We start from the raw sequence: 20,899 nt of genomic DNA, 5'->3' as shown, positions 1-20,899 counted from the left end.
TGAAACACCACAGGCAGCTTGAAACGGTCTAACGGAAAAAGGATGCATATGCAAATATCATCGCACATGAGTAGCGCGGCCACGCGATCTTGGATAACGCTCCCGTTTCGCATTCCTGTCTTGATTGCCCGGCTAAGCCGCGCCCACAGCACATCTGGAACCCTACGATCACATCACATGTAAACAGTTTCATATGCATATGAATTGAACACGGCCGGTTATATCGACGCTGCTCTTCTTCAGCCAGCGGCCCCGCGCAACGCCGCTGCACCCTTGCATGAAAGAACCCCGGCAAATAGTGCAGCGCGCGACCGACTATCTGATCATCACCCGCCCTTTTTCACGCGTGCCCTTGGCCGTTCGCTGTGGTATCCAGCCGACATGGCACAGAAGAAAGCGCACGAAGTCGACCGTTGGCTTGCAAAGCCGGAGCAGGCCTATCGGATCATTCTGATATACGGGCCTGATCGCGGACTTGTCAGCGAGCGCGCCAGGCGCTTTGCTGCCGGCACAGGCCTGCCGCTGGACGACCCCTTCACCGTTGTGCGCATTGAGGCCAATGAAGTGGAGCAGCAGCCGGGGCGTCTTGCCGACGAGGCGCAAACCGTGCCGATGTTTTCCGATCAGCGCCTCATCTGGGTGAAGGGCGCAGGCAACCAGAAGGCGCTGGTCAGCGACGTCACCGCGCTCATCGCAGCGCCCCCTGCGGACTGCGCAATTCTCATCGAAGGCGGCGACCTTCGCAAAGGCTCCTCCCTGCGTTCGGCGGTCGAGCGTGGCGCAGGCGCCATGGCCCTGCCCTGCTACGCGGATGACGGGCGCGGCATTGATGCGGTTATCGACGAAACGCTCGGCGGCGCAGGCCTGAAAATCTCACTGGAGGCACGCCAGCTTCTCAAAGCCAACCTTGGCGGCGACCGGCTGGCGACACGCGGCGAGCTGGAGAAACTGGCCCTCTACTGCGCCGGTGCCAGCGAGGTAACACCGGAGGACATCCGCCTGCTCATTGGAGACGTCGCGGGCCTGAGCAGCGACGAGGCGGTGGACGCGATTATTTCCGGCCGTTTTCAGGCATTCGACAGCGCATTTCAGCGCTTTCTTGCCGCTGGAAACCCGCCTTTTCTCGTGCTCTCCGCAACGCTCCGTCAGATCCATGCGCTGCAGGTCATGCGCACTGCGATGGACAACAAGGGCGTGTCAGCCAGCGCAGCCGTTGCCGGCGCCAGGCCGCCGGTCTTCTTCTCGCGCCGCAAAACCGTTGAAAACGCACTGGGCCGCTGGAGCAGCACGGCACTGCAGAATGCCGCAGAGCGCCTGCAGGCGACGATCCTGCGCACCCGCCAGAAGCCGGCACTGGCCGGCTCGATCGCCCGCCAGGCATTGCTCGCCCTGACGGTCGAGGGTGCGCGCGGACGCCGCTAAGCTGTCGGAAATCACGTAAGATGTTGAATTGCCTACGCATCAGGCCTGCGAGGCATACCTGCCATTCAAAGAATGCCGGGAACAGGGTCGAGGATGATCGGCCAGGCAAAAGCAGCCAGGCCGATCCCGGGAACTACTGCTGCAAAAGCCGGCACAGTTCGTCGAGCTGCTCAAGAGAGCGATAGGCGATCTTCAATTCGCCGCCACGCTCCTTGTGATTGATCACGACGTTGAGGCCAGTGCGATCGCTGAGAAGCTTCTGCAGCGCCAGCGTATCGGCGTCTTTTTCCTTCTTGGGCGGCCGCGGCGCTTTTTCCTCACCGCGTGGCGCAGCGGCCAGAGCTTCTGCCTGGCGCACCGAAAGACCATCCTCGACGATACGCTGCGCGAGACCAACGGGATCTTCCGCCGTAACCAGTGTGCGCGCATGACCCGCCGACAGGGAACCGTCAATGATCAGATCGCCAATCGCGTCCGGCAGCTTCAGAAGCCGCAATGTATTGGCTACATGGCTTCGGCTCTTGCCGATGACCTGCCCCAGATCGGCCTGCGTGTAATTGTGCTCATCGATAAGCTGCTGATAGCCCCGCGCTTCTTCAAGCGGGTTGAGATCGGCACGCTGGACGTTCTCGATGATGGCGAGTTCCAGCGCGGCCTTGTCATCCACTTCCCGCAGGATCACCGGCACTTCCGTCAAACCGGCCCGCTGTGCCGCACGCCACCGCCGTTCACCGGCGATGATTTCAAAGCGGCCCGGCGCGTCGCCCGAGCGCACGACCACGGGCTGCACGATTCCATGCTCGCGAATGGACTGCGCCAGATCGCTCAGATCGCTCTCGACGAACTGCCGACGCGGATTGCGCGGATTGGGAGAAATAAACTCGATTGGAACAGAACGATCGGCACGCACCGCCTCTTTCTGCTCGGTTTCCGGCTTGTCCATCTCACCGATCAACGCGGCGAGACCGCGCCCCAGGCGCTTGCGTGAGGGATCTTCGTTCATGTCACAACACCATCAACCACAAAACTCAGTCTTCCTGCGAACATCTTCGCATCCATCTCATGCCGCCCGCAGTCGGCGCTCGCGGCGAATCACCTCCGACGCAAGCTGCAAATAGGCCTGGCTGCCGGAGCATTTCAGATCGTAGAGAATCGCCGGCTTTCCGTAGGATGGCGCTTCCGAAACGCGCACATTGCGCGGGATAATCGTCTCATAGACCGTGTCGCCCATATGCGCGCGGACATCCTCAACCACCTGATTGGCCAGATTGTTGCGCCGGTCGAACATGGTCAGCACGATGCCCTGAATACCCAGATGCGGATTGATCGAGCCGCGCACCTGCTCCACCGTTTCCAGAAGCTGGCTGAGACCTTCAAGGGCGAAGAATTCGCATTGCAGCGGCACAAGGATCGAATCCGCCGCTGCCATTGCGTTCAAGGTCAGAAGGTTCAGTGAAGGTGGGCAGTCCACCAGCACGTATGAATACGGAATACCGTCTTCATTCAAGGCGTTACGCAACTTTAGAACGCGATCCGGTGCACTCGAAATTTCCATTTCGATGCCGAGAAGATCGAGCGTAGATGCCACGATGGAAAGCCCGGGAACCGCCGTTGCCATGGCCGCTTCCAGAACACCCGCATTGCCCGTCAGAACATCATAGGACGAAACAAGTCGTTGCTGACGGTCGATGCCAAGCCCGGTACTGGCATTACCCTGCGGATCCAGATCGACCACGAGAACATTCTCGCCAATGGCAGCGAGCGCCGTAGCGAGATTGATGGCCGTTGTCGTTTTGCCGACCCCGCCCTTCTGGTTTGCGACTGTGATGATTCGCGTGCCGCTGTTCATCGCTGCTGCTACCCCGATCTGACCCTACTGGAAGGCTCTGCGGCAAGCCGGCTATCGCCGGAGCGGATTGCTCACTTCAAGAATGATGGCTGCCGCATCAACCTTATCTTCATGTTCTACCAGATCGAATCGCCACGTGTTACCGCTTTCTTCCACTTCCCTGCGGTAATCCCGTCCTTTGTGAAAGAGCGCCCGTGCGCCCTGCGTCAGCCAGGGCTCCGTAAGTTCGATAAGAAGCGGCAAAGGCGCGAGCGCACGCGCTGTAACGATGTCTGGCGTACCAATCGCATCATATGTGTCTTCGATCCGCCTTGCATGGATCCGGGGCGCAACACCCACTTCATTCAGAGCAGACACCAGAAACGCCGCCTTTTTCCGATTGCTCTCAACGAGATGCACCTCGGCGCCCGACTTCTCAGCCAGAAGAATGGCCATAACGGCACCGGGAAATCCCCCACCAGATCCCACGTCGAGCCACTTTAGCGCATCGGGTGCGAGACGCAGCAATTGGGCGCTGTCAAGAATATGACGCTCCCAGAGATCGTTCAGCGTCGATGGGGCGGCCAAATTGATTCGTCGTGACCAGCGCCGAAAAATCCCCTCAAATGCAGCCAGACGATCAAATGTTTCACGTGAAACCGGCCCTGAAATCTCCAAAAGCCGAGAAAACCGCGCTGAATCCATCAGGCAGCGCCCTTCTGTGTCTCGAACTGGCGCAGACTTGCGATAATCAAAGCCAAAGCGGCGGGCGTCATTCCATCAATCCTTTGGGCATCGGCGATGCTTCGCGGTCGCCGGTCCTTCAGCTTCTGCTTCAATTCGTTTGAGAGTCCTGCAATCCCGTCAAACGCCAGCTCAGCAGGAATAAGGCGCGCTTCCTCGCGCCGCAGCATGGCAGCGTCATTGCCCTGACGCTCCAGATAAACGGCATAGCGTGCTTCCGTTTCAATCTTTTCAACCAGACCGGACGGAATCTCGGACAGCTCCGGCCAGATGTTAATAAGCCGGCTTATGTCCATATCAGGATAGGATAAGAGCTCATAAGCAGAACGGCGAACCCCATCCCTGTTGAGATTGATATTATGCCGGGCCGCTTCATTCGGGCTCAGAGCCCTGTCTTTGAGCAGCGAGCGCGCAGCCTCAAGCGAACGCTCCATCGCGCTAAACCGCTTCTCCCGTTCCGCCGATGCGATGCCCAGCCGAACGGCAAGCGGTGTCAGCCTCATATCGGCATTATCGGCACGCAGCGAAAGCCGATATTCCGCCCGCGATGTGAACATGCGGTACGGCTCGCTCACACCCCGCGTAACCAGATCGTCAATCAGAACGCCGATATAGGCGTCAGCACGGCCCAGTATCACCATCTCGCTACCCGAAGCCGCGCGAGCCGCGTTGATTCCAGCCAGAATGCCCTGCGCCGCTGCTTCTTCATATCCAGTCGTTCCGTTAATCTGCCCAGCGAGAAAAAGACCGCGAACCTTGCGCGTCTCGAGCGTCGGCTCAAGATCACGCGGATCGACATGGTCATATTCGATCGCATAGCCTGGCTGCAGCATCACTGCCCGCTCAAGCCCGGGGATGGTCTTCAGAAGCCCGAGTTGCGCATCTTCAGGAAGCGAAGTGGAGATACCGTTCGGATAGACCGTATGATCGTCGAGACCTTCCGGCTCGAGAAAAATCTGATGGCCCTCGCGATCTCCGAACTTGACGATTTTGTCTTCAATCGAAGGGCAATAGCGTGGCCCGATTCCATCTATCGCGCCGGAATACATGGCGGAGCGATGCAGATGCTGGCGGATCACAGCATGCGTTTCGCTGGTGGTGCGTGTGATGCCGCATTCGATCTGGCGGTTGGTAATCTGATCCGTCAGTAGGGAAAAGGGTGTCGGGTCGTCGTCCGCTGGCTGCATGTCCAGCGAAGCCCAGTCAATCGTACGGCCGTCGAGACGTGGCGGCGTCCCCGTCTTCAGTCGCCCCAGGCGAAAGCCCGCCGCTTCCATTGAAATCGAAAGCCGCTCGGCCGCCTGTTCGTTCATACGGCCCGCCGGGATCGTCTTCTCCCCAATATGAATGAGGCCGCGCAAAAAGGTCCCGGTTGTCAGCACAACGGAGCCGCAGGACAGATGGCGCTCCCCGGAGACCACAACTCCAGCGATGCGGCCCTCACTGATGCGCAGCTCCAGCGCCTCCCCTTCAATCACTTCGAGGTTAGGCACGGCCCTGATCGCACTTTGCACCGCATTCCGGTAGAGCTTGCGGTCGGCCTGCGTGCGCGGTCCCCGCACTGCTGGACCCTTGCGCCGATTGAGGAGCCGAAACTGGATACCCGCCGCATCCGCAGCACGACCCATAACACCATCCAGCGCATCCACCTCCCGTACCAGATGTCCCTTGCCCAGGCCCCCGATTGCTGGATTGCAGGACATCACACCAACGGTATCGAAACGAAGCGTGACCAGCGCCGTTCTGGCACCGGATCGCGCGGAAGCGGAAGCGGCTTCAACGCCGGCGTGGCCACCGCCGATAACAATTACATCGTAGCTACTGTTCTTCATGATCCGATTCCATCGATGCCTTCACAGCGTGGAGAGATGCTATGGAAGCCCGATACTTCGCGGGGATTGGAGAGCGTCAGACATGTCTTTTTCTGAAGAAGCAGTCAAGGGATTTGCGAGGCTCTGTCGGTTTCACGTGAAACATTGTTGCGTACGCATCCGGATCCGAAGTCTGTGTTTCACGTGAGTCACGCATCAATCAAGTAGACAGTGTTTCACGTGAGTCATTTTCCAATGCAGAACTGCGAAAAAATGGTGTCCAGAAGATCTTCGACGTCGATCGTTCCGCTTATTCGCCCAAGCGCTTCGCCTGCAAGCCGCAACTCCTCCGCCCGGACTTCTAGCGGGAGGCTGGTTTGTGCCGCCGCGGTATCCACGTGTCTCGCCGCATCCAGGATGAGCTGCACATGCCGCTCACGGAAAGGAAGTGCTTCACCGGCATTGGACGTTGCCTGCACGGCGAGTTCGCGCACCTCGCTTAGAAGATCGTCGATGCCCTCACCCGTATGGGCTGAGATTAGAAAGTCGTATTGCCCCTGATGGAGTGACCTTTCTGCAAGGTCGAGCTTGTTGCCTATCCGTCGATGCGGAATGCCTTCCGGTAGCCGAACCCTGACAGGCGCATTGCAGTCTTCAAGGAGAAGAATGATGTCAGCCTCCCGGGCGCGATCAATCGCACGGTCAATCCCCAGCGCCTCGACCCTCCCGGGGTTCTCACGAATGCCCGCTGTGTCCGTCACGATTACCTTGACCCCGCCTACATCCAGCACAGCCTCGAGAACATCGCGTGTCGTCCCGGGCTCTTCAGTCACGATGGCGATGTCCCGGCGGGCCAGCATGTTCAAAAGGCTCGACTTCCCGGCATTCGGCGCCCCAAGGATCACCACGCGAAACCCTTCGCGGATGATCTCGGCAGTGCGGTACCCGGCCGCGTGACATTCAAGCGAGCTCCGTAGCTCGGCAATCTCCTCCCAGACGCGTTCGGCAACAGAGCCTGGAACGTCTTCTTCATCCGAGAAATCGAGTTCCGCCTCGATCATTGCCCGCGCGTGGATGAGTGTCTTTCGCCATCCATCATAAAGGGCCCTGTGCCGGCTTTCCGCATTTGCGAGAGCAAAACGGCGTTGCGCCTCGGTTTCCGCAGAAATGAGGTCGGAGAGCGCTTCGGCCTCCGTGAGATCCAACTTTCCATTCAGAAAGGCACGTCGCGTGAACTCGCCCGCCTCGGCAAGGCGAAAATCGGGATAGCCTGAAAGCGTCTCTAGAACGGCCTGCACAACAGCCCGCCCGCCATGGAGATGGAGTTCGCCACAGTCTTCCCCCGTAAAGCTCTGTGGGCCTGGAAAGAAGAGGACAAGAGATCGATCGAGAATAGCGCCCCGGCTGTCCCGCAATGTTCGCAGCGTCGCATGGCGCGGTTCCGGCAGTTTTCCTGCCAGAGCTTCGAGCGCGGAGCAGGTACCGGGACCCGACAATCGCACAACAGCGACGCCCGACGGCAAAGCGCCGCTGGAAAGTGCGAATATGGTTTCTCTCATCTCATTTGCTCTCACGTCCAAAGCGCCCTACCGTGGGCCAGAGTCAGTCCCTGACCCCAGATATTTTCCATAACTGTTCGATGTGCAAGGAGCCCCAATGCCGCTGCCTGCAAAAAATCTTCTGGCTTCCGAGACAAGCCCCTATCTGCTTCAGCACCGGAACAACCCGGTTCACTGGAGGCCGTGGTCGGCAGAGGCCCTGAGCGAGGCGAGAGAGAGCGAAAGGCCCATCCTCCTCTCGGTCGGCTACGCCGCCTGCCACTGGTGTCACGTGATGGCGCACGAGTCTTTCGAGAACCCGGAAATCGCCGCAGCGATGAACCGCTATTTCGTCAACATAAAGGTCGATCGGGAGGAGCGGCCGGAGATCGATCAGATCTACATGGCCGCGCTCTCCGCCATGGGCGAACAGGGCGGCTGGCCTCTAACCATGTTTCTGGACTTCGACGGGCAGCCCTTCTGGGGTGGGACCTACTTTCCGCCAGAGCAGCGATACGGGCGTCCAGGATTTCTTCAGGTGCTCGAGGCCGTGAATGCGGCCTGGCAGGGCAAACGCGCCGAACTTGTCAGGAGCGCAGGTGCACTTGGCGCCCACGTGGAAACCCGTCTCGCTCCGGCACCGGGTGATGCTGGGTCGCCGCAGGAGGTTCTCCAGACTCTGGCCGGCAACATCCATGGTATGATCGATCACAAGGCTGGCGGTCTTCGCGGAGCGCCAAAATTTCCAAATGTCCCCTTCATGCGTGTCCTCTGGTTAAGCGATGACCCGGCGCACAGGACCGCCGTAGTGCAAAGTATGACTTCAATGCTGGCCGGCGGCATCTACGATCATGTGGGTGGCGGCCTTGCACGCTACTCCACTGACGACAACTGGCTCGTCCCGCATTTTGAAAAGATGCTGTATGACAACGCCCAGCTTCTGCGCATGTTGTGTTGGATCTACAGTGACACACGCGATGCATTGTTTCGGGTACGAATCGAAGAGACGGTGAGTTGGCTTCTCCGCGAAATGAGGGTTGCAGGTGGTGCCTTTGCATCCAGCCTCGATGCCGACACCGCCGGGGTTGAAGGACAGACCTATCTCTGGACGGAAGCGCAGATACGCAGCGCGCTCGATAGCGGAGCGGATGGCTTTCTCGAAATCTTCTCGCTGGCACAGCCTGAGAACTGGGAAGGAAAACCGATACTTCACCGCCGCGGCCACGCGCGCTATCTCGGCGATCTGAAGGAAGCAGAGCTGCGCGCCCTGCTGGACACGCTTCTCTCGATAAGAAACGAGCGGGATCAGCCCGGACGCGACGACAAGGTTTTGACGGACTGGAATGGGCTCACGATTGCAGCTCTCGCCGATGCAGCGCGATTGCTCAATCGGCCCGACTGGCTGGAGGCAGCGCGCGGGGCTTTTCGTTTCGTATGCGAATCGATGAAGGAGGGCCGCCTTCCACACAGTTCTCGCAACGGCAAAGCGGTGTTCCCCGGTCTTTCGAGCGACTATGCGTGCATGATTTCCGCCGCCGGCGCGCTTTATCAGGCAACTGCCGAGCCTTCCCTAATCGATCAGGCACATGCCTGGGCGCGCGAACTCCATACCTGGTACTCGGACAAAAGCGAAACCGGACATTACCTGACCGCGAGCGACGCGTCCGATGTCCCCATGCGCATACGCGGCGACGTGGACGAGGCCATACCGTCTGCCACGAGCCAGGTCATCGAAGCTCTGTTGACGCTTTCAGTGCTCTCCGGGGACGATCCGGACAATCGGGTAGCGGAAGTCGCGCAGGCAGCGCTCGGCCGCGCAACCACACAGACTTATGGCCAAGCCGGCATTGTCTATGCGGCGGCACTGGCTCAGAACGCTGCCAAACTGCTCATGGTCGAGCCGACGAAGGAGCCTGTTTTTGTTCCGGTAGCGAATCGAAACCTGGATCCCAGTCGGTTTGATGTTGTCATGGTCAATGGCAGCACACAGAACCTACCGGACGGTGTAACGATCGATCCTCAGCGGCAGGCTGCGTATCTCTGTATTGGGCAGACATGCCTGCCACCGTTCCTGAAGCCGGAAGAGCTCGAAGCCGCCCTGCGCGACGGCACCACACGGAAATCATGGTAAACAAAAGATAAAGGCGGCACCGGGATGCCGCCTTGAAAACTTAGATGTCGCCGACAGATTGTCGAAGCCACAATCAGGTGTTCATCGAATCGAAGAATTCCGAATTGGTTTTGGTCTGCTTCAGCTTGTCGTTCAGGAACTCGATGGCATCTGTGGTGCCCATCGGCGCCAGAATGCGGCGCAGAACGAAAATCTTCTGCAGATCCTGCCGCGGAATGAGCAGGTCTTCCTTTCGGGTACCGGACTTGAGAATGTCGATCGCCGGGAAGATGCGCTTGTCGGCGACCTTGCGGTCGAGCACGATCTCGGAATTGCCCGTTCCCTTAAACTCTTCGAAGATCACTTCGTCCATGCGGCTGCCCGTATCGATGAGCGCCGTCGCGATGATCGTCAGAGAACCGCCCTCTTCGATGTTGCGCGCTGCACCGAAGAAGCGCTTCGGGCGTTGTAGCGCGTTGGCATCGACACCACCCGTCAGCACCTTGCCTGAGGATGGCACCACCGTGTTGTAGGCGCGGCCCAGACGCGTGATCGAATCGAGCAGGATAACCACGTCGCGGCCATGCTCGACCAGACGCTTCGCCTTCTCGATCACCATCTCGGCAACCTGAACGTGGCGCGAGGCCGGCTCGTCGAAGGTGGAGGAAATCACCTCGCCATTCACCGAGCGCTGCATGTCGGTCACTTCTTCCGGACGCTCGTCGATCAGAAGCACGATCAGGAAGCATTCCGGGTGATTCGACGTGATCGAGTGGGCGATGTTCTGCAGAAGAACCGTCTTACCCGTGCGCGGCGGCGCGACGATCAGGCCACGCTGGCCCTTGCCGAGCGGCGCGACCAGATCGATCACGCGCGCCGACAGGTCTTTCTTCGTCGGATCTTCGATTTCCATGTTCAGCCGCTCATCGGGATAGAGCGGGGTCAGGTTATCGAAATGGATCTTGTGACGGATCTTCTCCGGATCCTCGAAATTGATCGTGTTGACCTTGAGAAGGGCGAAGTAGCGCTCGCCTTCCTTGGGGCTGCGGATCGGCCCCTCCACCGTATCGCCGGTTTTCAGCGAGAAACGGCGGATCTGCGAGGGGGAGATGTAGATATCGTCGGGGCCCGGCAGATAATTGGCTGTTGCCGAGCGGAGAAAGCCGAAGCCATCCTGCAGCACTTCGACGACACCCTCACCGATAATCTCGATATCCTGGGTGGAGAGCTTCTTTAAGATCGCGAACATCAGCTCCTGCTTGCGCATGATGCTGGCGTTCTCGACCTCAAGCGATTCTGCGAACGCAATGAGATCGGTTGGCGATTTGCTTTTCAGCTCTTGGAGTTTCATTTCCTGCATGTGCGGACTCTGGAAAGGCAACAGAAAAGGTGGAGGTAGGCGTATTTGAAGCCGGCCGGTTTCACTCGAAACGGAAGATATTCGTGGAACCGGACTAAAAGGAAGGAACCATCTCTTACCGCCGTCTCTGCCAAAGGGCAAGACGGCTTTCCCGGTTCCATGTCGTGGGCGGTCTTCGAAACCCGTATCAGAAGGGTTTGACGATAACAAGGATGACGATGACGATCATCAGAAGCGTCGGCACTTCGTTCATTATACGCCAATGACGCGCCGGCTTCGTGTTCTGGTCGGCGGCAAACCGGCGCACGGCGGCGGAGAAATAGCCGTGCACGCCCGACATGGCCACCACCAGCGCAATCTTGGCATGCAGCCATCCGCCGGAGAAGCCGAAGCCGCTCCAGGCAAGCCACAGGCCAAGCACCCAGGTGACCATCATTGCCGGGTTGATGATCAGCCGTAAGAGGCGCCCCTCCATGATCTTGAAGGTCTCGGATTTCTCCGATCCCGGCGCGGCATCCGCGTGATAGACGAAGAGACGCGGCAGGTAGAGCATGCCCGCCATCCAGGCGATCACCGCGATCACATGAATGGCCTTGGCCCAGAGATAAAAACCGGACGGATTGTAAAAAAACAGAAGCGCTGTCAGGGCGATAAAGATCGCCAGCGCCGCGAAAGCCCTGCCTGCAGCTTTCTTGCCGCCCGTATCGCTCGCAGCCATCAGCCGGCCTCCCGAATCCGTTTCAGCATCGCTTCCACATGCTCAACCGGCGTCTTCGGCGTAATGCCGTGGCCAAGGTTGAAGATGAACGGCCCATGCCGCAGTGCCTCCACAATCGCGTCCACGCCCTCGTGGAGCGCCTCTCCGCCGGCAATCAGCCTCAGAGGGTCCAGATTGCCCTGAACCGCTCCCTCGGCCTGCAGGCGGCGCGCTGTGCCCAGAGGAACCGTCCAGTCGAGCCCGAGTGCCGTCACGCCCGTCTCCCGACGATAGCCCGCGTAAAGCGCGCCTGCACCCTTCGGAAAGCCGATTATCGGTGTGTCGGGGTGCTTTTCCCGCACCTTCGCCACCATCCGCGCCACCGGCTTCACGCACCACCGCTCGAAAGACAGCTCGTCGAGAACGCCCGCCCAGGAATCGAAAATCTGCACCGCATCAGCGCCGGCGTCGATCTGGCGGATCAGATAATCGGCGGAACAGTCTGCAAGGCAGTCGATCAGCGCGGAAAAGGCCTCCGGCTGCTCAAGCGCAAACATGCGGGCCGGTACCTGGTCCGGCGTGCCATGCCCTGCAATCATGTAGGTCGCTACCGTCCAGGGCGCTCCGCAGAACCCGAGCAGTGTCGTTTCATCGGGAAGCTCCCTGCGAAGCCGCCGCACCGTTTCGTAGACCGGCGCCAGATGATCGTGAAAACCGGATGTCTCAAGTTTTGCGATACCGCTCGCATCGATTGGCGTCAGAAGCGGACCTCTGCCCTCCTCAAAGCGCAGATCGCGGCCGAGCGCATGCGGCACGACGAGAATGTCGGAAAAGAGGATCGATGCATCAAATCCGAAACGACGGATCGGCTGCAATGTCACTTCCACTGCCAGATCCGGGTTGTAGCAGAGATCTAGAAAACTCCCTGCCTGTTTCCGGACCTCCCGGTATTCCGGCAGATATCGTCCGGCCTGGCGCATCATCCAGACGGGAGGCGGAAACACCGTCTCGCCTCTAAGCACATCAAGGATTTTTCGCTGCCCCATCAGGCTGCTCCACAGTCAGGATTCAAAAGATAATTACAGATCTGAAGATTCTTCTGATTCTTAGACTCTGTTTGTAATGTGGATTCAAATCTGTCCACGGTTTTGCGCATCGCGAGCCCGGTCTTATTGCCGCGCCTCGCAGAAATGCACACCTTCAGAAGAACGGGGATAATGCGGATTCAGCGCGCAGATTCAATAGGCTGTAGTGATTTCGGTTGACCTCGCCCAGTGGACAGTGAAGGAAGGTTCGGGGATTGTCGATTGTTCTCCACATGGGAGGATTGGAATTCACACGAGGCCTGTCTGTGGAAGAACGGGTGGAGTTATCAAAGGGTGCGGCCTCGCCATTTTTTCGGGCCCGCGTTATCAACAGGCATCCACATGGCGGGGCAAAAATCCGTGCAACAGCCGCAGCGCTTCTTCCATCTTCACATGATTTCTGATGCGACCGGCGAGACTCTCCTGGCCGCAGGACGCGCCGCAGCCGCGCAATACAAGGACGCGCGGGCGATCGAGCACATCTACCCGCTGATTCGAAATGAGAAGCAGCTCGCTCGTGTGCTTGATGAGGTGGAGCGCGAACCCGGCATCGTGCTTTATACGGTGGTGGACCAAAAGCTTGCCCGTCAGGTGGATGAAAGCTGCGCCGCGCTCGGCCTGCCCTGCGTGTCGGTGCTCGAACCCGTTCTGATGGTCTTCCAGTCTTATCTGGGCACGCCCGCCGGCCGTCGGGTCGGCGCGCAGCATGTGCTGGATGCGCAGTATTTTCACCGCATCGAGCGCTCAATTTCACCATGGAGCATGACGACGGTCAGCTTCCGCTCGATGTCGAGGAAGCGGATGTCATCCTCGTCGGCATATCCCGCACGTCCAAGACGCCGACTAGCATCTATCTGGCCAATCGTGGTGTGAAGACCGCAAACGTGCCTATCGTGCTGGACATGAAACTGCCGGAAGCGCTCGCCCTGGCGAAAAGGCCCCTGATTGTCGGACTGGTCGCCTCCGCCGAACGCATTTCGCAGATTCGCCAGAACCGGATTCTGGGATCGGTGGATGAAAACGCCTTCAACCCCTATACCGACCGTGTGACGATCTCCCGCGAGATCGCTTATGCGCGCCAGCTCTGCACACGCCATGGCTGGCCGGTAATCGACGTAACCCGCCGCTCCATCGAGGAAACCGCAGCGGCCATTCTCGCATTGTATGCGAAGGCACGAGAAAACAGAGGGTGACGACATGACCAGCAGGCCCGCCATCGTCCTGGCCTCCGGCAGCGCCTTTCGCCAGAAAATGCTGCGCGATGCCGGTGTTGTCTTCCGCGTAGAACGCTCCGAGATTGATGAGCGCGCCGTGGAAAAAACACTTGAGGGCAGCGGCGCCGATCCCGAAACACTCGCCCAGGTTCTGGCGGAAGCCAAGGCCGTTGACGTTTCTGAACGAGAGCAGGGTGCGCTCGTCATCGGTGCCGACCAGACGCTTTCGCTGGATGACGAGGTGTTCCACAAGCCGGCCGATATGGAAGGTGCGCGCCGCCACCTCCTGAAACTTTCCGGTCGCACGCATCAGCTCAACAGCGCTGTGGTCATCGCCCGTGATGGTGAGGTGGTCTGGCGCCATGTGGGCGTTGCCCGCCTCTCTATGCGCGATCTCGATCCCGCCTTCATCGGGCGGCACCTCTCCAATGTGGGCGAAAAGGCACTTGCGAGCGTCGGCGCTTACCAGATCGAGGGCGAAGGCATTCAGCTCTTTGAGAAGATCGAAGGTGATACATTCACCATTGTCGGCCTGCCTCTTCTGCCGCTCCTTGCCGAGCTCCGCAGGCTGGGGGCCATCGATGGCTGAGATTCGCGCTTTCGTCTGCGGGCACCCGATCGCCCATTCCCGTTCGCCGCTCATTCACGGGTTCTGGCTTGCCGAGCATGGCATCGACGGCAGCTATGAAAAGCTGGACGTCGCCCCACTCGATTTCGACGCCTTTCTTGGTGATTTGCCAGCTACCGGATACGCTGGCGGCAATGTCACGCTGCCCCACAAGGAAGCGGCCTTTGCCGCGGTTCACCGGCGTGATGAAGCGGCGGAGATGATCGGCGCAGTCAACACGCTGTGGTTTGAATCCGGCAAACTGATTGGCGGAAACACGGATGCCTACGGTTTTGCCGCACATTTGAGCGCCGGTGCTCCAGACTGGACCAGTGGTGAAACGGCGGTTGTCCTCGGCGCCGGCGGCGCGGCGCGGGCCATCATCCATGCCATTCAAAAAGCCGGCTATAAAAATATACGCGTGGTCAACCGCACGCTTGCGCGCGCGCAGGAATTGGCGGTGCGTTTCGGCACTGGCGTCAGCGCTCATGGCTGGGAGGATCTGCCGCGCTCCTCGGCAATGCCGATCTTCTGGTCAACACGAGCGCGCTCGGCATGACCGGCCAGCCGCCGCTGGAAATCTCGCTCGATCCCCTGCCCGGGCACGCAATTGTCAGCGACATTGTCTATGCCCCGCTCAAGACGGATCTTCTCGCCGCCGCCGAGGCCCGGGGGCTCACACCGGTTGATGGCCTCGGCATGTTGCTGCATCAGGCCGTGCCCGGCTTCGAGCGCTGGTTCGGTGTCCGGCCGGTGGTAACGGGCGCACTGCGGGATCATGTGCTCGCGGGTGGGGACGCGTCATGACCATTGTTCTTGGCCTGACCGGCTCCATCGGCATGGGAAAGTCCACCACCGGCAGAATGTTCATGGATGCAGGTGTGCCGGTTCACGATTCCGATGCTGCGGTCCATCGCCTCTATTCGGGTGCAGCCGCCCCCTTGATTGCGGCGCGCTTTCCCGGAACGGTGACGGACGGCACGGTGGACAGGGCGCGCCTCGCCGAGGCGGTGCTGGGGAAACGCGAAGCTTTCAGTGCGCTGGAGGAAATCGTCCATCCGCTGGTGCGGCAGGATGCCGACGCGTTCGTCGCCGAACACCGGGAAAAAGGCACGCCGATTGTCGTGCTCGACATCCCGCTTCTTTTTGAGACCGGCGGGGAAGATCGCGTCGATCGCATTGTCGTCGTGACCGCGCCGGCGGAAGAGCAGCGCAAACGGGTCCTGTCGCGTCCCGGCATGACGGAGGAGAAGTTTGCCGGGATTCTCGCGCGTCAGGTGCCCGATGCCGAAAAACGCCGGCGCGCGGACTTCATCATCGACACCGGCAAAGGCATGGAGGCTGCGCGAAAGGCGGTGAGAGCCGTGATCGACGAACTTTCCCCAGCCGAAACGGACACCCCCTGACGGTATCCTTGCGTCGCCGATCCCGGGCGCGCATGTTGGATTTGACCCGACCTTCGGAGCGGAAGAATGCGCGAAATCGTTTTTGATACGGAAACCACAGGCCTCGATTCCAACGAAGACCGGGTGATCGAGCTTGGCTGTGTCGAGCTGGACAACCGCTTTCCCACCGGCCGCACGCTGCACCATTTCATCAATGCGCAGGGGCGCTCCGTTCACCCTGAAGCCCAGGCGGTTCACGGCATTTCCGATGCCGATCTGGCAGACAAACCGGTGTTTGGAGCAATTCTCGAAGAATTCCTCGAATTCATCGATGGCGCAAAGCTCGTTGCGCACAACGCCAATTTCGACATTGGCTTCATCAACGCAGAATTCGACCGGCTCGGCGTGCCGCCGGTGGACCCGGGTCTGGTCGTCGACACACTGGCGATCGCCCGGCGCAAACACCCGATGGGCCCGAATTCGCTCGATGCGCTCTGCCGCCGCTACGGGATCGACAACAGCCACCGCACCAAGCACGGCGCCCTGCTCGATGCCGAACTTCTTGCCGAAGTCTATATTGAGCTGATCGGCGGAAAACAGGCGGCTCTCGGTCTTGAAATTTCCACCGGCGGTGACGATGCGGGGGGCAACACGGACCGGGCTTCGATGACCGTTTCAGCAAGGCCGGCCCCCCTGCCACCACGGATCAGCGAAGCCGAGCGCGTAGCGCATGAAGCGCTGGTGGAGAAGCTTGGCGAAAAGGCACTCTGGCATACTTTTCGCGCCTGAAAGTATGGGCGCGGCAGGGGAGATTCGGCTCAAATGAAAGAGGGCGGCGCCCGAAAGCACCGCCCTGCCTGAAAAATTCCGGGAACCGGTTGGTTCAGGAAACCTGAACCTGACCTTTTGCCTGTTCCTCGGCAACGCGCTGCTGGAACATGCGGGCAAAATCGATCGGGTCGATCATCAGCGGAGGGAAGCCGCCGGCACGCGTCGTATCGGCAATGACCTGGCGGGCAAACGGGAAGAGCAGACGCGGGCACTCGATGAAGAGAACCGGCAGCATGTGCTCCTGCGGGAAACCGGCAACGCGGAAAACGCCGCCATAGACCAGCTCGACGTTGAAAAGAACCTTGCCCTCGGCCTCAGCCTTGGCATTGAGCGTCAAAACGACGTCGTAGTCCGTATCGCCGAGCGGATTGGCGTTGACGTTGACATTGATGTTGATCGCCGGTGCTTCAGAACGGCCGCGCAGCGACTGCGGTGCACCCGGGCTTTCAAAGGAAAGATCCTTCACATACTGGGTCAGCACGTTCAGAGAGGGCTGGGCGCCGTTGCCGGCCTTTGCAGCTTCGGTCTTTTCTTCTGGTTTCTTGGCCATGCGTTTTTCCTCGAGCGTGGTTTGGCAGCCGCGCGGCTCCCCTTTAAGATTTGCCTGCTCGCTAGCATGGGCTTCGGCGCATGACAAGGCGCGGCGGGGTAGCCCCTGGATCGCCGTGCGTCCATCCGGACGCACAAAGGACGATCTAAATTATAAGTGGAGCATCGGAATAAACCGAAAACCGGATTCCACTTTTCGGTCCGATGCTCTATTCGCGGTCCGGTTTGCGCCAGGGCGAATTCTCGTCGCCGGATTCGCTGTAATCGTCTGCAGAAAGATCGATGGTCTGCGGCCCGGTATCGCGCCCATGAGGGTTTGCGTGCCGGCCTCCGGCTGGTGCCGGGCCGCCGAGGATGACGATCCGGCTGCGAAGAAATTTCCAGCCTGCATCGCGGATGGCTGGCACGAAGAGGAGAAAACCGAGTGTATCGGTGATGAAACCGGGCGTGAGAAGCAGCACGCCGGCCACCATGATCATCATGCCATGCACCAGGTCACGGCCGGGCACACCGCCTCATTCATGGTTTCCTGAATGCGGCGTACAACCCCGAACCCCTGGACTCTCAGGAGTATGGAGCCGGCGATGGCTGTTACCAGCACGAGGCCCAGTGTGGGAAACACGCCGATCTGGCTGCCGACCACCACAAACATGGCGATCTCGGCAAGCGGAATGGCGAGGAGCAGGAAGGGAACAATGGAAAAGCGCACGAACCTGTTAGCCTTGTTGCGTGTTTAAGCTGTTTCTGGCCGTTCCATGCTGGCCAGTTGGGAAAACATAGGTATTCTGACCGATAATTTGAATGATGGCTCCCTGCGTTCTATATGATTTCCGGTAGGGACGGGATGCCGTCGCCTCTGCGCCTGCCCTGAGCCGGCAGGCGCTGTGGAACACAGTGGCTCGTTTGGCTGGACGTTATGGAATTCTTCGATTTCGGCACAATTTTCTTTCTGATTGCCGCTGTGGTGATCTTTTTCCAGTTGCGCAACGTGCTGGGCCGGCGCACGGGCAATGAGCGTCCGCCGTTCGACCCCTATACGGCCGGGCGCAATGCGTCCCGTAAGGAACAGTCCTCAAATGGCGAAAACGTGGTGTCCCTCCCGCGCCGCAAGGGCGCAGCGGAACCGGATCAGACCTATGCCGACATCGACAAGGCGGCGAAGCCTGGCACCGATCTGAACAAGGGCATGCGCGCCATCCGGGATGCCGACGCATCCTTCGCTCCCAAGAGTTTTGTCGAGGGCGCGAAGATGGCCTACGAGATGATCGTGATGGCCTATGCCGATGGCGACCGCCGCACGCTGAAGAACCTGCTCTCCCGCGAGGTCTATGAGGGTTTCGTCGCTGCCATCGACGAGCGTGAGAAACGCAGCGAAAAGATTGAATCCTCCTTTGTCGGCATTGACGACATGACGATCATTGCAGCCGAGATGAAGGGCTCTGAGGCACATGTCACACTGCGCATCGTCAGTGAGCTCATTTCCGCCACGCGCGACAGCGCCGGCGAGGTGATCGATGGCGATCCGGAAACCGTCGCTGAAGTCAAGGATGTCTGGACTTTCGCGCGCGATACGCGCTCCCGCGATCCCAACTGGAAGCTCGTCGCCACGGAAGCCGAGGATTGATCCTTGTCTGGCGGAGCGTCGTGCACGGCCGCGCCGCCTGCGGCGCTTTCGCCAACCCTCGAGCGGGTTTCGTTCGATAAAATTCCGGGCTGGCGGCAGGATTCGGTCCTGTCCGCCTTTCATGCCTTTGCCCGCTCGGCCGAACGAGTTGAGATAAAGCCCTATCGCTCGGGCGCTCTTGGCATCGCCCTTTCCGCATTTGCCCCGGCGCACAGGGCAGCCCGCGCCATGCCGGATGCCGATGAGCGGGCGGCCCGCGCCTTCTTCGAAAATCATTTCATCCCCTGCCGCATACGGGCGGAGGATGGCGGGCCCGGCTTCGTGACCGGGTATTATGAACCGGAAGTGGAAGCCTCGCGCATCAGGACGGAGCGATTCTGCGTTCCGCTTTATAAGCGCCCCGACGATCTGGTTGATGTCGATGAAGACAATCGACCTCCCGGTCTTGACCCTTATTTCGCCTTCGCCAGAAAGACGGATGCCGGCCTCGTGGCGTATCACGACCGCGGCGCTATCGACCGCGGAGCACTGGCGGGCCAGGGGCTGGAGCTTGTCTGGCTCGACAACAGGGTGGATGCCTATTTCATCCACGTCCAGGGCGCGGCGCGGCTGCGGCTTGAAGACGGCTCGACCATGCGTGTGACCTATGCCGCCAAATCGGGCCACCCTTTCACCGGCGCTGGCAGGGTTCTCATCGACCGTGGCGAGCTTGCGCCTGAAACGGTCACAATGCAGAGCATTCGCGCCTGGTTTTCGGAAAATCCGGACCGGATTGACGAGATTCTGTGGCAAAATCGCTCATTTATCTTTTTTCGTGAGAGCGATGCCGGGGCCCCCGAACTCGGACCCGTAGCCGCCGCCAAGGTGCAGCTTGCACCGGGACGCTCCATAGCGGTCGACCGGCTTTTGCACACATTCGGGACTCCGTTCTTCATCGACGCGCCCGAACTCGATGCGGTCGATGGTCAGCCCTTCCGGCGCCTGATGATCGCACAGGATACGGGCTCGGCGATCACCGGGCCTGCGCGGGCCGATCTCTTCATTGGCAGTGGCGCAGCAGCAGGCGAGATCGCCGGCGTGATCCGCCACAAAGCGGATTTCTATGCGCTGGTTCCGCGCGGGCTTCTGGGAGGCTGATCGATGACCAGCCACACACCGAAACGCCTGAGCATGGAAGACCGCATCCTGTGGAACCGAGTGGCGTGCACAACCGAGCCGCTGAAGGGCAAGGTGCTCGAAGACCCGCCGGAACCGACCGATGACACCATGGCCGAGTTGACCCGCCTCGTTGCGCAGGACACCGGCAGCAAGGCTCCGGCAGGCGCTTCGCAGCAGAACAACGCGCCCCCGGCGAAAGCGCATCCGACGCGGCGGATAGATAAACCCACGCACACCAAGCTCGCGCGCGGCCGGCTCGCTCTGGAGGGGCGCGTGGACCTGCACGGGCTAACCCAGTCCGAGGCGCACAGTCTCCTCCTCTCATTCCTGAGCCGCGCCCATGCCGATGGCGTGCGTCATGTGCTCGTGATCACCGGCAAGGGAGCTTCCTTCGGCAGCGATGGCGTGTTGCGGCGCGCCCTTCCGCAATGGCTTGCGACGCCGCCGTTTTCGCCGCTTGTCAGCGGGATCGATCAGGCCAGCCGCCGGCATGGCGGCGGCGGTGCATTCTATATTCGCCTGAAGCGCAGGCACGGGAGCGGGATGTGACGCCGCTCGGTGAGAAAATCCGCCAGCTCCGCAGGGAGCGCGGTGTCAGCCAGAAGGAGATGGCGGCGTCCATCGGTGTGAGCGCAGCCTATCTTTCTTCGCTGGAACATGGTCGTGCGAGCCCGCCCAACTGGGCGATGATCCAGAAGATCATCGGTTACTTCAATGTGATCTGGGACGAGGCGGATGAGATGCAGCGCATTGCCGAGCTTTCCCATCCGCGCGTTGTCGTGGACACGGCCAGGCTCGCACCCGAGGCAACCGAACTCGCCAATCTTCTGGCGGCGCATATCGCTTCTATGAAGAACGCCGAGGTCACCCTGCTTCTGAAGCAGCTCCGCGCCATTACCGGCGACCGTGCGACCGGAAAAAAGTAGAAAATCCTGC

At 60.1% G+C, this 20,899-nt stretch carries 18 protein-coding genes and 3 pseudogenes; 11 read left to right on the top strand and 10 right to left on the bottom strand.

Annotated elements, in window-relative coordinates; all coding sequences use genetic code 11:
- Positions 1-381: 381 nt before the first annotated feature.
- On the top strand, positions 382-1,422 hold the full coding sequence (holA, locus tag JCM21793_RS02090; RefSeq protein WP_025029321.1) for a DNA polymerase III subunit delta: 1,041 nt from the start codon (positions 382-384) through the stop codon (positions 1,420-1,422).
- Between the two features lie 133 nt (positions 1,423-1,555).
- On the opposite strand, the gene JCM21793_RS02085 is transcribed toward holA, so the two are convergent.
- The 5 genes from JCM21793_RS02085 to mnmE all read right to left on the bottom strand — a co-directional run bounded on the left by JCM21793_RS02085 (position 1,556) and on the right by mnmE (position 7,364).
- Positions 1,556-2,425, bottom strand: a complete 870-nt coding sequence (locus JCM21793_RS02085; protein ID WP_007009140.1) for a ParB/RepB/Spo0J family partition protein — start codon at positions 2,423-2,425, stop codon at positions 1,556-1,558.
- 57 nt (positions 2,426-2,482) lie between these two features.
- Positions 2,483-3,271 carry a ParA family protein gene (locus JCM21793_RS02080; RefSeq protein WP_025029320.1) on the bottom strand — a complete coding sequence of 263 codons (789 nt, stop codon included), beginning with the start codon at positions 3,269-3,271 and terminating at the stop codon, positions 2,483-2,485.
- 51 nt (positions 3,272-3,322) lie between these two features.
- Complete coding sequence (gene rsmG, locus JCM21793_RS02075; protein ID WP_025029319.1) at positions 3,323-3,955, bottom strand: 16S rRNA (guanine(527)-N(7))-methyltransferase RsmG; 633 nt, start codon at positions 3,953-3,955, stop codon at positions 3,323-3,325.
- Positions 3,955-5,826, bottom strand: a complete 1,872-nt coding sequence (gene mnmG / locus JCM21793_RS02070; protein ID WP_025029318.1) for a tRNA uridine-5-carboxymethylaminomethyl(34) synthesis enzyme MnmG — start codon at positions 5,824-5,826, stop codon at positions 3,955-3,957. Before mnmG ends, rsmG begins: the two co-directional genes overlap by 1 nt.
- 224 nt (positions 5,827-6,050) lie before the next feature.
- Positions 6,051-7,364: a tRNA uridine-5-carboxymethylaminomethyl(34) synthesis GTPase MnmE gene (mnmE, locus tag JCM21793_RS02065; protein ID WP_025029317.1), complete on the bottom strand. Its 1,314-nt coding sequence runs from the start codon at positions 7,362-7,364 to the stop codon at positions 6,051-6,053.
- Between the two features lie 97 nt (positions 7,365-7,461).
- Between mnmE and JCM21793_RS02060 the strand changes: the two genes are divergently transcribed.
- Positions 7,462-9,474 carry a thioredoxin domain-containing protein gene (locus tag JCM21793_RS02060; RefSeq protein ID WP_025029316.1) on the top strand — a complete coding sequence of 671 codons (2,013 nt, stop codon included), beginning with the start codon at positions 7,462-7,464 and terminating at the stop codon, positions 9,472-9,474.
- Positions 9,475-9,547: 73 nt separating this feature from the next.
- Here JCM21793_RS02060 and rho read toward each other — a convergent pair whose 3' ends face one another.
- From rho to hemE, 3 genes are all read right to left on the bottom strand, one after another.
- Positions 9,548-10,813, bottom strand: a complete 1,266-nt coding sequence (gene rho, locus JCM21793_RS02055; protein WP_025029315.1) for a transcription termination factor Rho — start codon at positions 10,811-10,813, stop codon at positions 9,548-9,550.
- A gap of 187 nt (positions 10,814-11,000) precedes the next feature.
- On the bottom strand, positions 11,001-11,531 hold the full coding sequence (gene hemJ, locus JCM21793_RS02050) for a protoporphyrinogen oxidase HemJ (RefSeq protein ID WP_007009134.1): 531 nt from the start codon (positions 11,529-11,531) through the stop codon (positions 11,001-11,003).
- Positions 11,531-12,556 (bottom strand): uroporphyrinogen decarboxylase, encoded by a 1,026-nt coding sequence (hemE, locus tag JCM21793_RS02045; RefSeq protein WP_025029314.1) that lies wholly within the window; start codon positions 12,554-12,556, stop codon positions 11,531-11,533. The genes hemJ and hemE overlap by 1 nt, the downstream gene beginning before the upstream one ends.
- A 381-nt stretch (positions 12,557-12,937) precedes the next feature.
- Here hemE and JCM21793_RS23615 point away from each other — a divergent pair.
- The 5 genes and pseudogenes from JCM21793_RS23615 (at position 12,938) to dnaQ (ending at position 16,590) form a co-directional block, all read left to right on the top strand.
- Positions 12,938-13,788 (top strand): annotated as a pseudogene (locus tag JCM21793_RS23615) (pyruvate, water dikinase regulatory protein).
- Positions 13,789-13,792: 4 nt separating this feature from the next.
- On the top strand, positions 13,793-14,398 hold the full coding sequence (locus JCM21793_RS02035) for a Maf-like protein (RefSeq protein ID WP_025029313.1): 606 nt from the start codon (positions 13,793-13,795) through the stop codon (positions 14,396-14,398).
- Positions 14,391-15,223, top strand: a pseudogene (locus tag JCM21793_RS23610) (shikimate dehydrogenase). The gene JCM21793_RS02035 and the pseudogene JCM21793_RS23610 overlap by 8 nt, the downstream one beginning before the upstream one ends.
- Entirely contained in the window at positions 15,220-15,822 is a 603-nt protein-coding gene (gene coaE, locus JCM21793_RS02025; RefSeq protein ID WP_025029312.1) for a dephospho-CoA kinase, read from the top strand. The pseudogene JCM21793_RS23610 and the gene coaE overlap by 4 nt, the downstream one beginning before the upstream one ends.
- 66 nt (positions 15,823-15,888) lie before the next feature.
- Positions 15,889-16,590 (top strand): DNA polymerase III subunit epsilon, encoded by a 702-nt coding sequence (dnaQ, locus tag JCM21793_RS02020; protein WP_025029311.1) that lies wholly within the window; start codon positions 15,889-15,891, stop codon positions 16,588-16,590.
- Positions 16,591-16,684: 94 nt separating this feature from the next.
- Here dnaQ and secB read toward each other — a convergent pair whose 3' ends face one another.
- Entirely contained in the window at positions 16,685-17,182 is a 498-nt protein-coding gene (gene secB / locus JCM21793_RS02015; RefSeq protein WP_007009127.1) for a protein-export chaperone SecB, read from the bottom strand.
- Between the two features lie 208 nt (positions 17,183-17,390).
- Positions 17,391-17,833 (bottom strand): annotated as a pseudogene (locus JCM21793_RS23605) (FxsA family protein).
- A gap of 264 nt (positions 17,834-18,097) precedes the next feature.
- On the opposite strand from JCM21793_RS23605, the gene JCM21793_RS02005 reads away from it, so the two are divergent.
- The 4 genes from JCM21793_RS02005 to JCM21793_RS01990 are packed head-to-tail and all read left to right on the top strand — an operon-like array spanning position 18,098 to position 20,889.
- Entirely contained in the window at positions 18,098-18,805 is a 708-nt protein-coding gene (locus JCM21793_RS02005) for a Tim44/TimA family putative adaptor protein (protein WP_007009125.1), read from the top strand.
- A 3-nt stretch (positions 18,806-18,808) separates the two neighbouring features.
- Positions 18,809-19,942 carry a murein transglycosylase A gene (gene mltA / locus JCM21793_RS02000; RefSeq protein WP_025029310.1) on the top strand — a complete coding sequence of 378 codons (1,134 nt, stop codon included), beginning with the start codon at positions 18,809-18,811 and terminating at the stop codon, positions 19,940-19,942.
- Positions 19,943-19,945: 3 nt separating this feature from the next.
- Positions 19,946-20,512: a Smr/MutS family protein gene (locus JCM21793_RS01995; protein WP_025029309.1), complete on the top strand. Its 567-nt coding sequence runs from the start codon at positions 19,946-19,948 to the stop codon at positions 20,510-20,512.
- Positions 20,509-20,889, top strand: a complete 381-nt coding sequence (locus tag JCM21793_RS01990) for a helix-turn-helix domain-containing protein (RefSeq protein ID WP_007009120.1) — start codon at positions 20,509-20,511, stop codon at positions 20,887-20,889. The genes JCM21793_RS01995 and JCM21793_RS01990 overlap by 4 nt, the downstream gene beginning before the upstream one ends.
- Positions 20,890-20,899: the final 10 nt, after the last annotated feature.

The organism is Nitratireductor aquibiodomus NL21 = JCM 21793 (assembly GCF_000615975.1).
GTDB classification, from domain to species: Bacteria; Pseudomonadota; Alphaproteobacteria; order Rhizobiales; family Rhizobiaceae; genus Nitratireductor; species Nitratireductor aquibiodomus.
Note: the sequence above shows the minus strand (reverse complement) of the source record. Positions and strands in the feature narration are given on the sequence as shown.

What these genes read in the sequence shown, in the direction of transcription:
- holA (WP_025029321.1), top strand. Translation starts at nt 382, where the DNA reads ATGGCACAGAAGAAAGCGCACGAAGTCGACCGTTGGCTTGCAAAGCCG.
- JCM21793_RS02085 (WP_007009140.1), bottom strand. Translation starts at nt 2,425, where the DNA reads ATGAACGAAGATCCCTCACGCAAGCGCCTGGGGCGCGGTCTCGCCGCG.
- JCM21793_RS02080 (WP_025029320.1), bottom strand. Translation starts at nt 3,271, where the DNA reads ATGAACAGCGGCACGCGAATCATCACAGTCGCAAACCAGAAGGGCGGG.
- rsmG (WP_025029319.1), bottom strand. Translation starts at nt 3,955, where the DNA reads ATGGATTCAGCGCGGTTTTCTCGGCTTTTGGAGATTTCAGGGCCGGTT.
- mnmG (WP_025029318.1), bottom strand. Translation starts at nt 5,826, where the DNA reads ATGAAGAACAGTAGCTACGATGTAATTGTTATCGGCGGTGGCCACGCC.
- mnmE (WP_025029317.1), bottom strand. Translation starts at nt 7,364, where the DNA reads ATGAGAGAAACCATATTCGCACTTTCCAGCGGCGCTTTGCCGTCGGGC.
- JCM21793_RS02060 (WP_025029316.1), top strand. Translation starts at nt 7,462, where the DNA reads ATGCCGCTGCCTGCAAAAAATCTTCTGGCTTCCGAGACAAGCCCCTAT.
- rho (WP_025029315.1), bottom strand. Translation starts at nt 10,813, where the DNA reads ATGCAGGAAATGAAACTCCAAGAGCTGAAAAGCAAATCGCCAACCGAT.
- hemJ (WP_007009134.1), bottom strand. Translation starts at nt 11,531, where the DNA reads ATGGCTGCGAGCGATACGGGCGGCAAGAAAGCTGCAGGCAGGGCTTTC.
- hemE (WP_025029314.1), bottom strand. Translation starts at nt 12,556, where the DNA reads ATGGGGCAGCGAAAAATCCTTGATGTGCTTAGAGGCGAGACGGTGTTT.
- JCM21793_RS02035 (WP_025029313.1), top strand. Translation starts at nt 13,793, where the DNA reads ATGACCAGCAGGCCCGCCATCGTCCTGGCCTCCGGCAGCGCCTTTCGC.
- coaE (WP_025029312.1), top strand. Translation starts at nt 15,220, where the DNA reads ATGACCATTGTTCTTGGCCTGACCGGCTCCATCGGCATGGGAAAGTCC.
- dnaQ (WP_025029311.1), top strand. Translation starts at nt 15,889, where the DNA reads ATGCGCGAAATCGTTTTTGATACGGAAACCACAGGCCTCGATTCCAAC.
- secB (WP_007009127.1), bottom strand. Translation starts at nt 17,182, where the DNA reads ATGGCCAAGAAACCAGAAGAAAAGACCGAAGCTGCAAAGGCCGGCAAC.
- JCM21793_RS02005 (WP_007009125.1), top strand. Translation starts at nt 18,098, where the DNA reads ATGGAATTCTTCGATTTCGGCACAATTTTCTTTCTGATTGCCGCTGTG.
- JCM21793_RS01995 (WP_025029309.1), top strand. Translation starts at nt 19,946, where the DNA reads ATGACCAGCCACACACCGAAACGCCTGAGCATGGAAGACCGCATCCTG.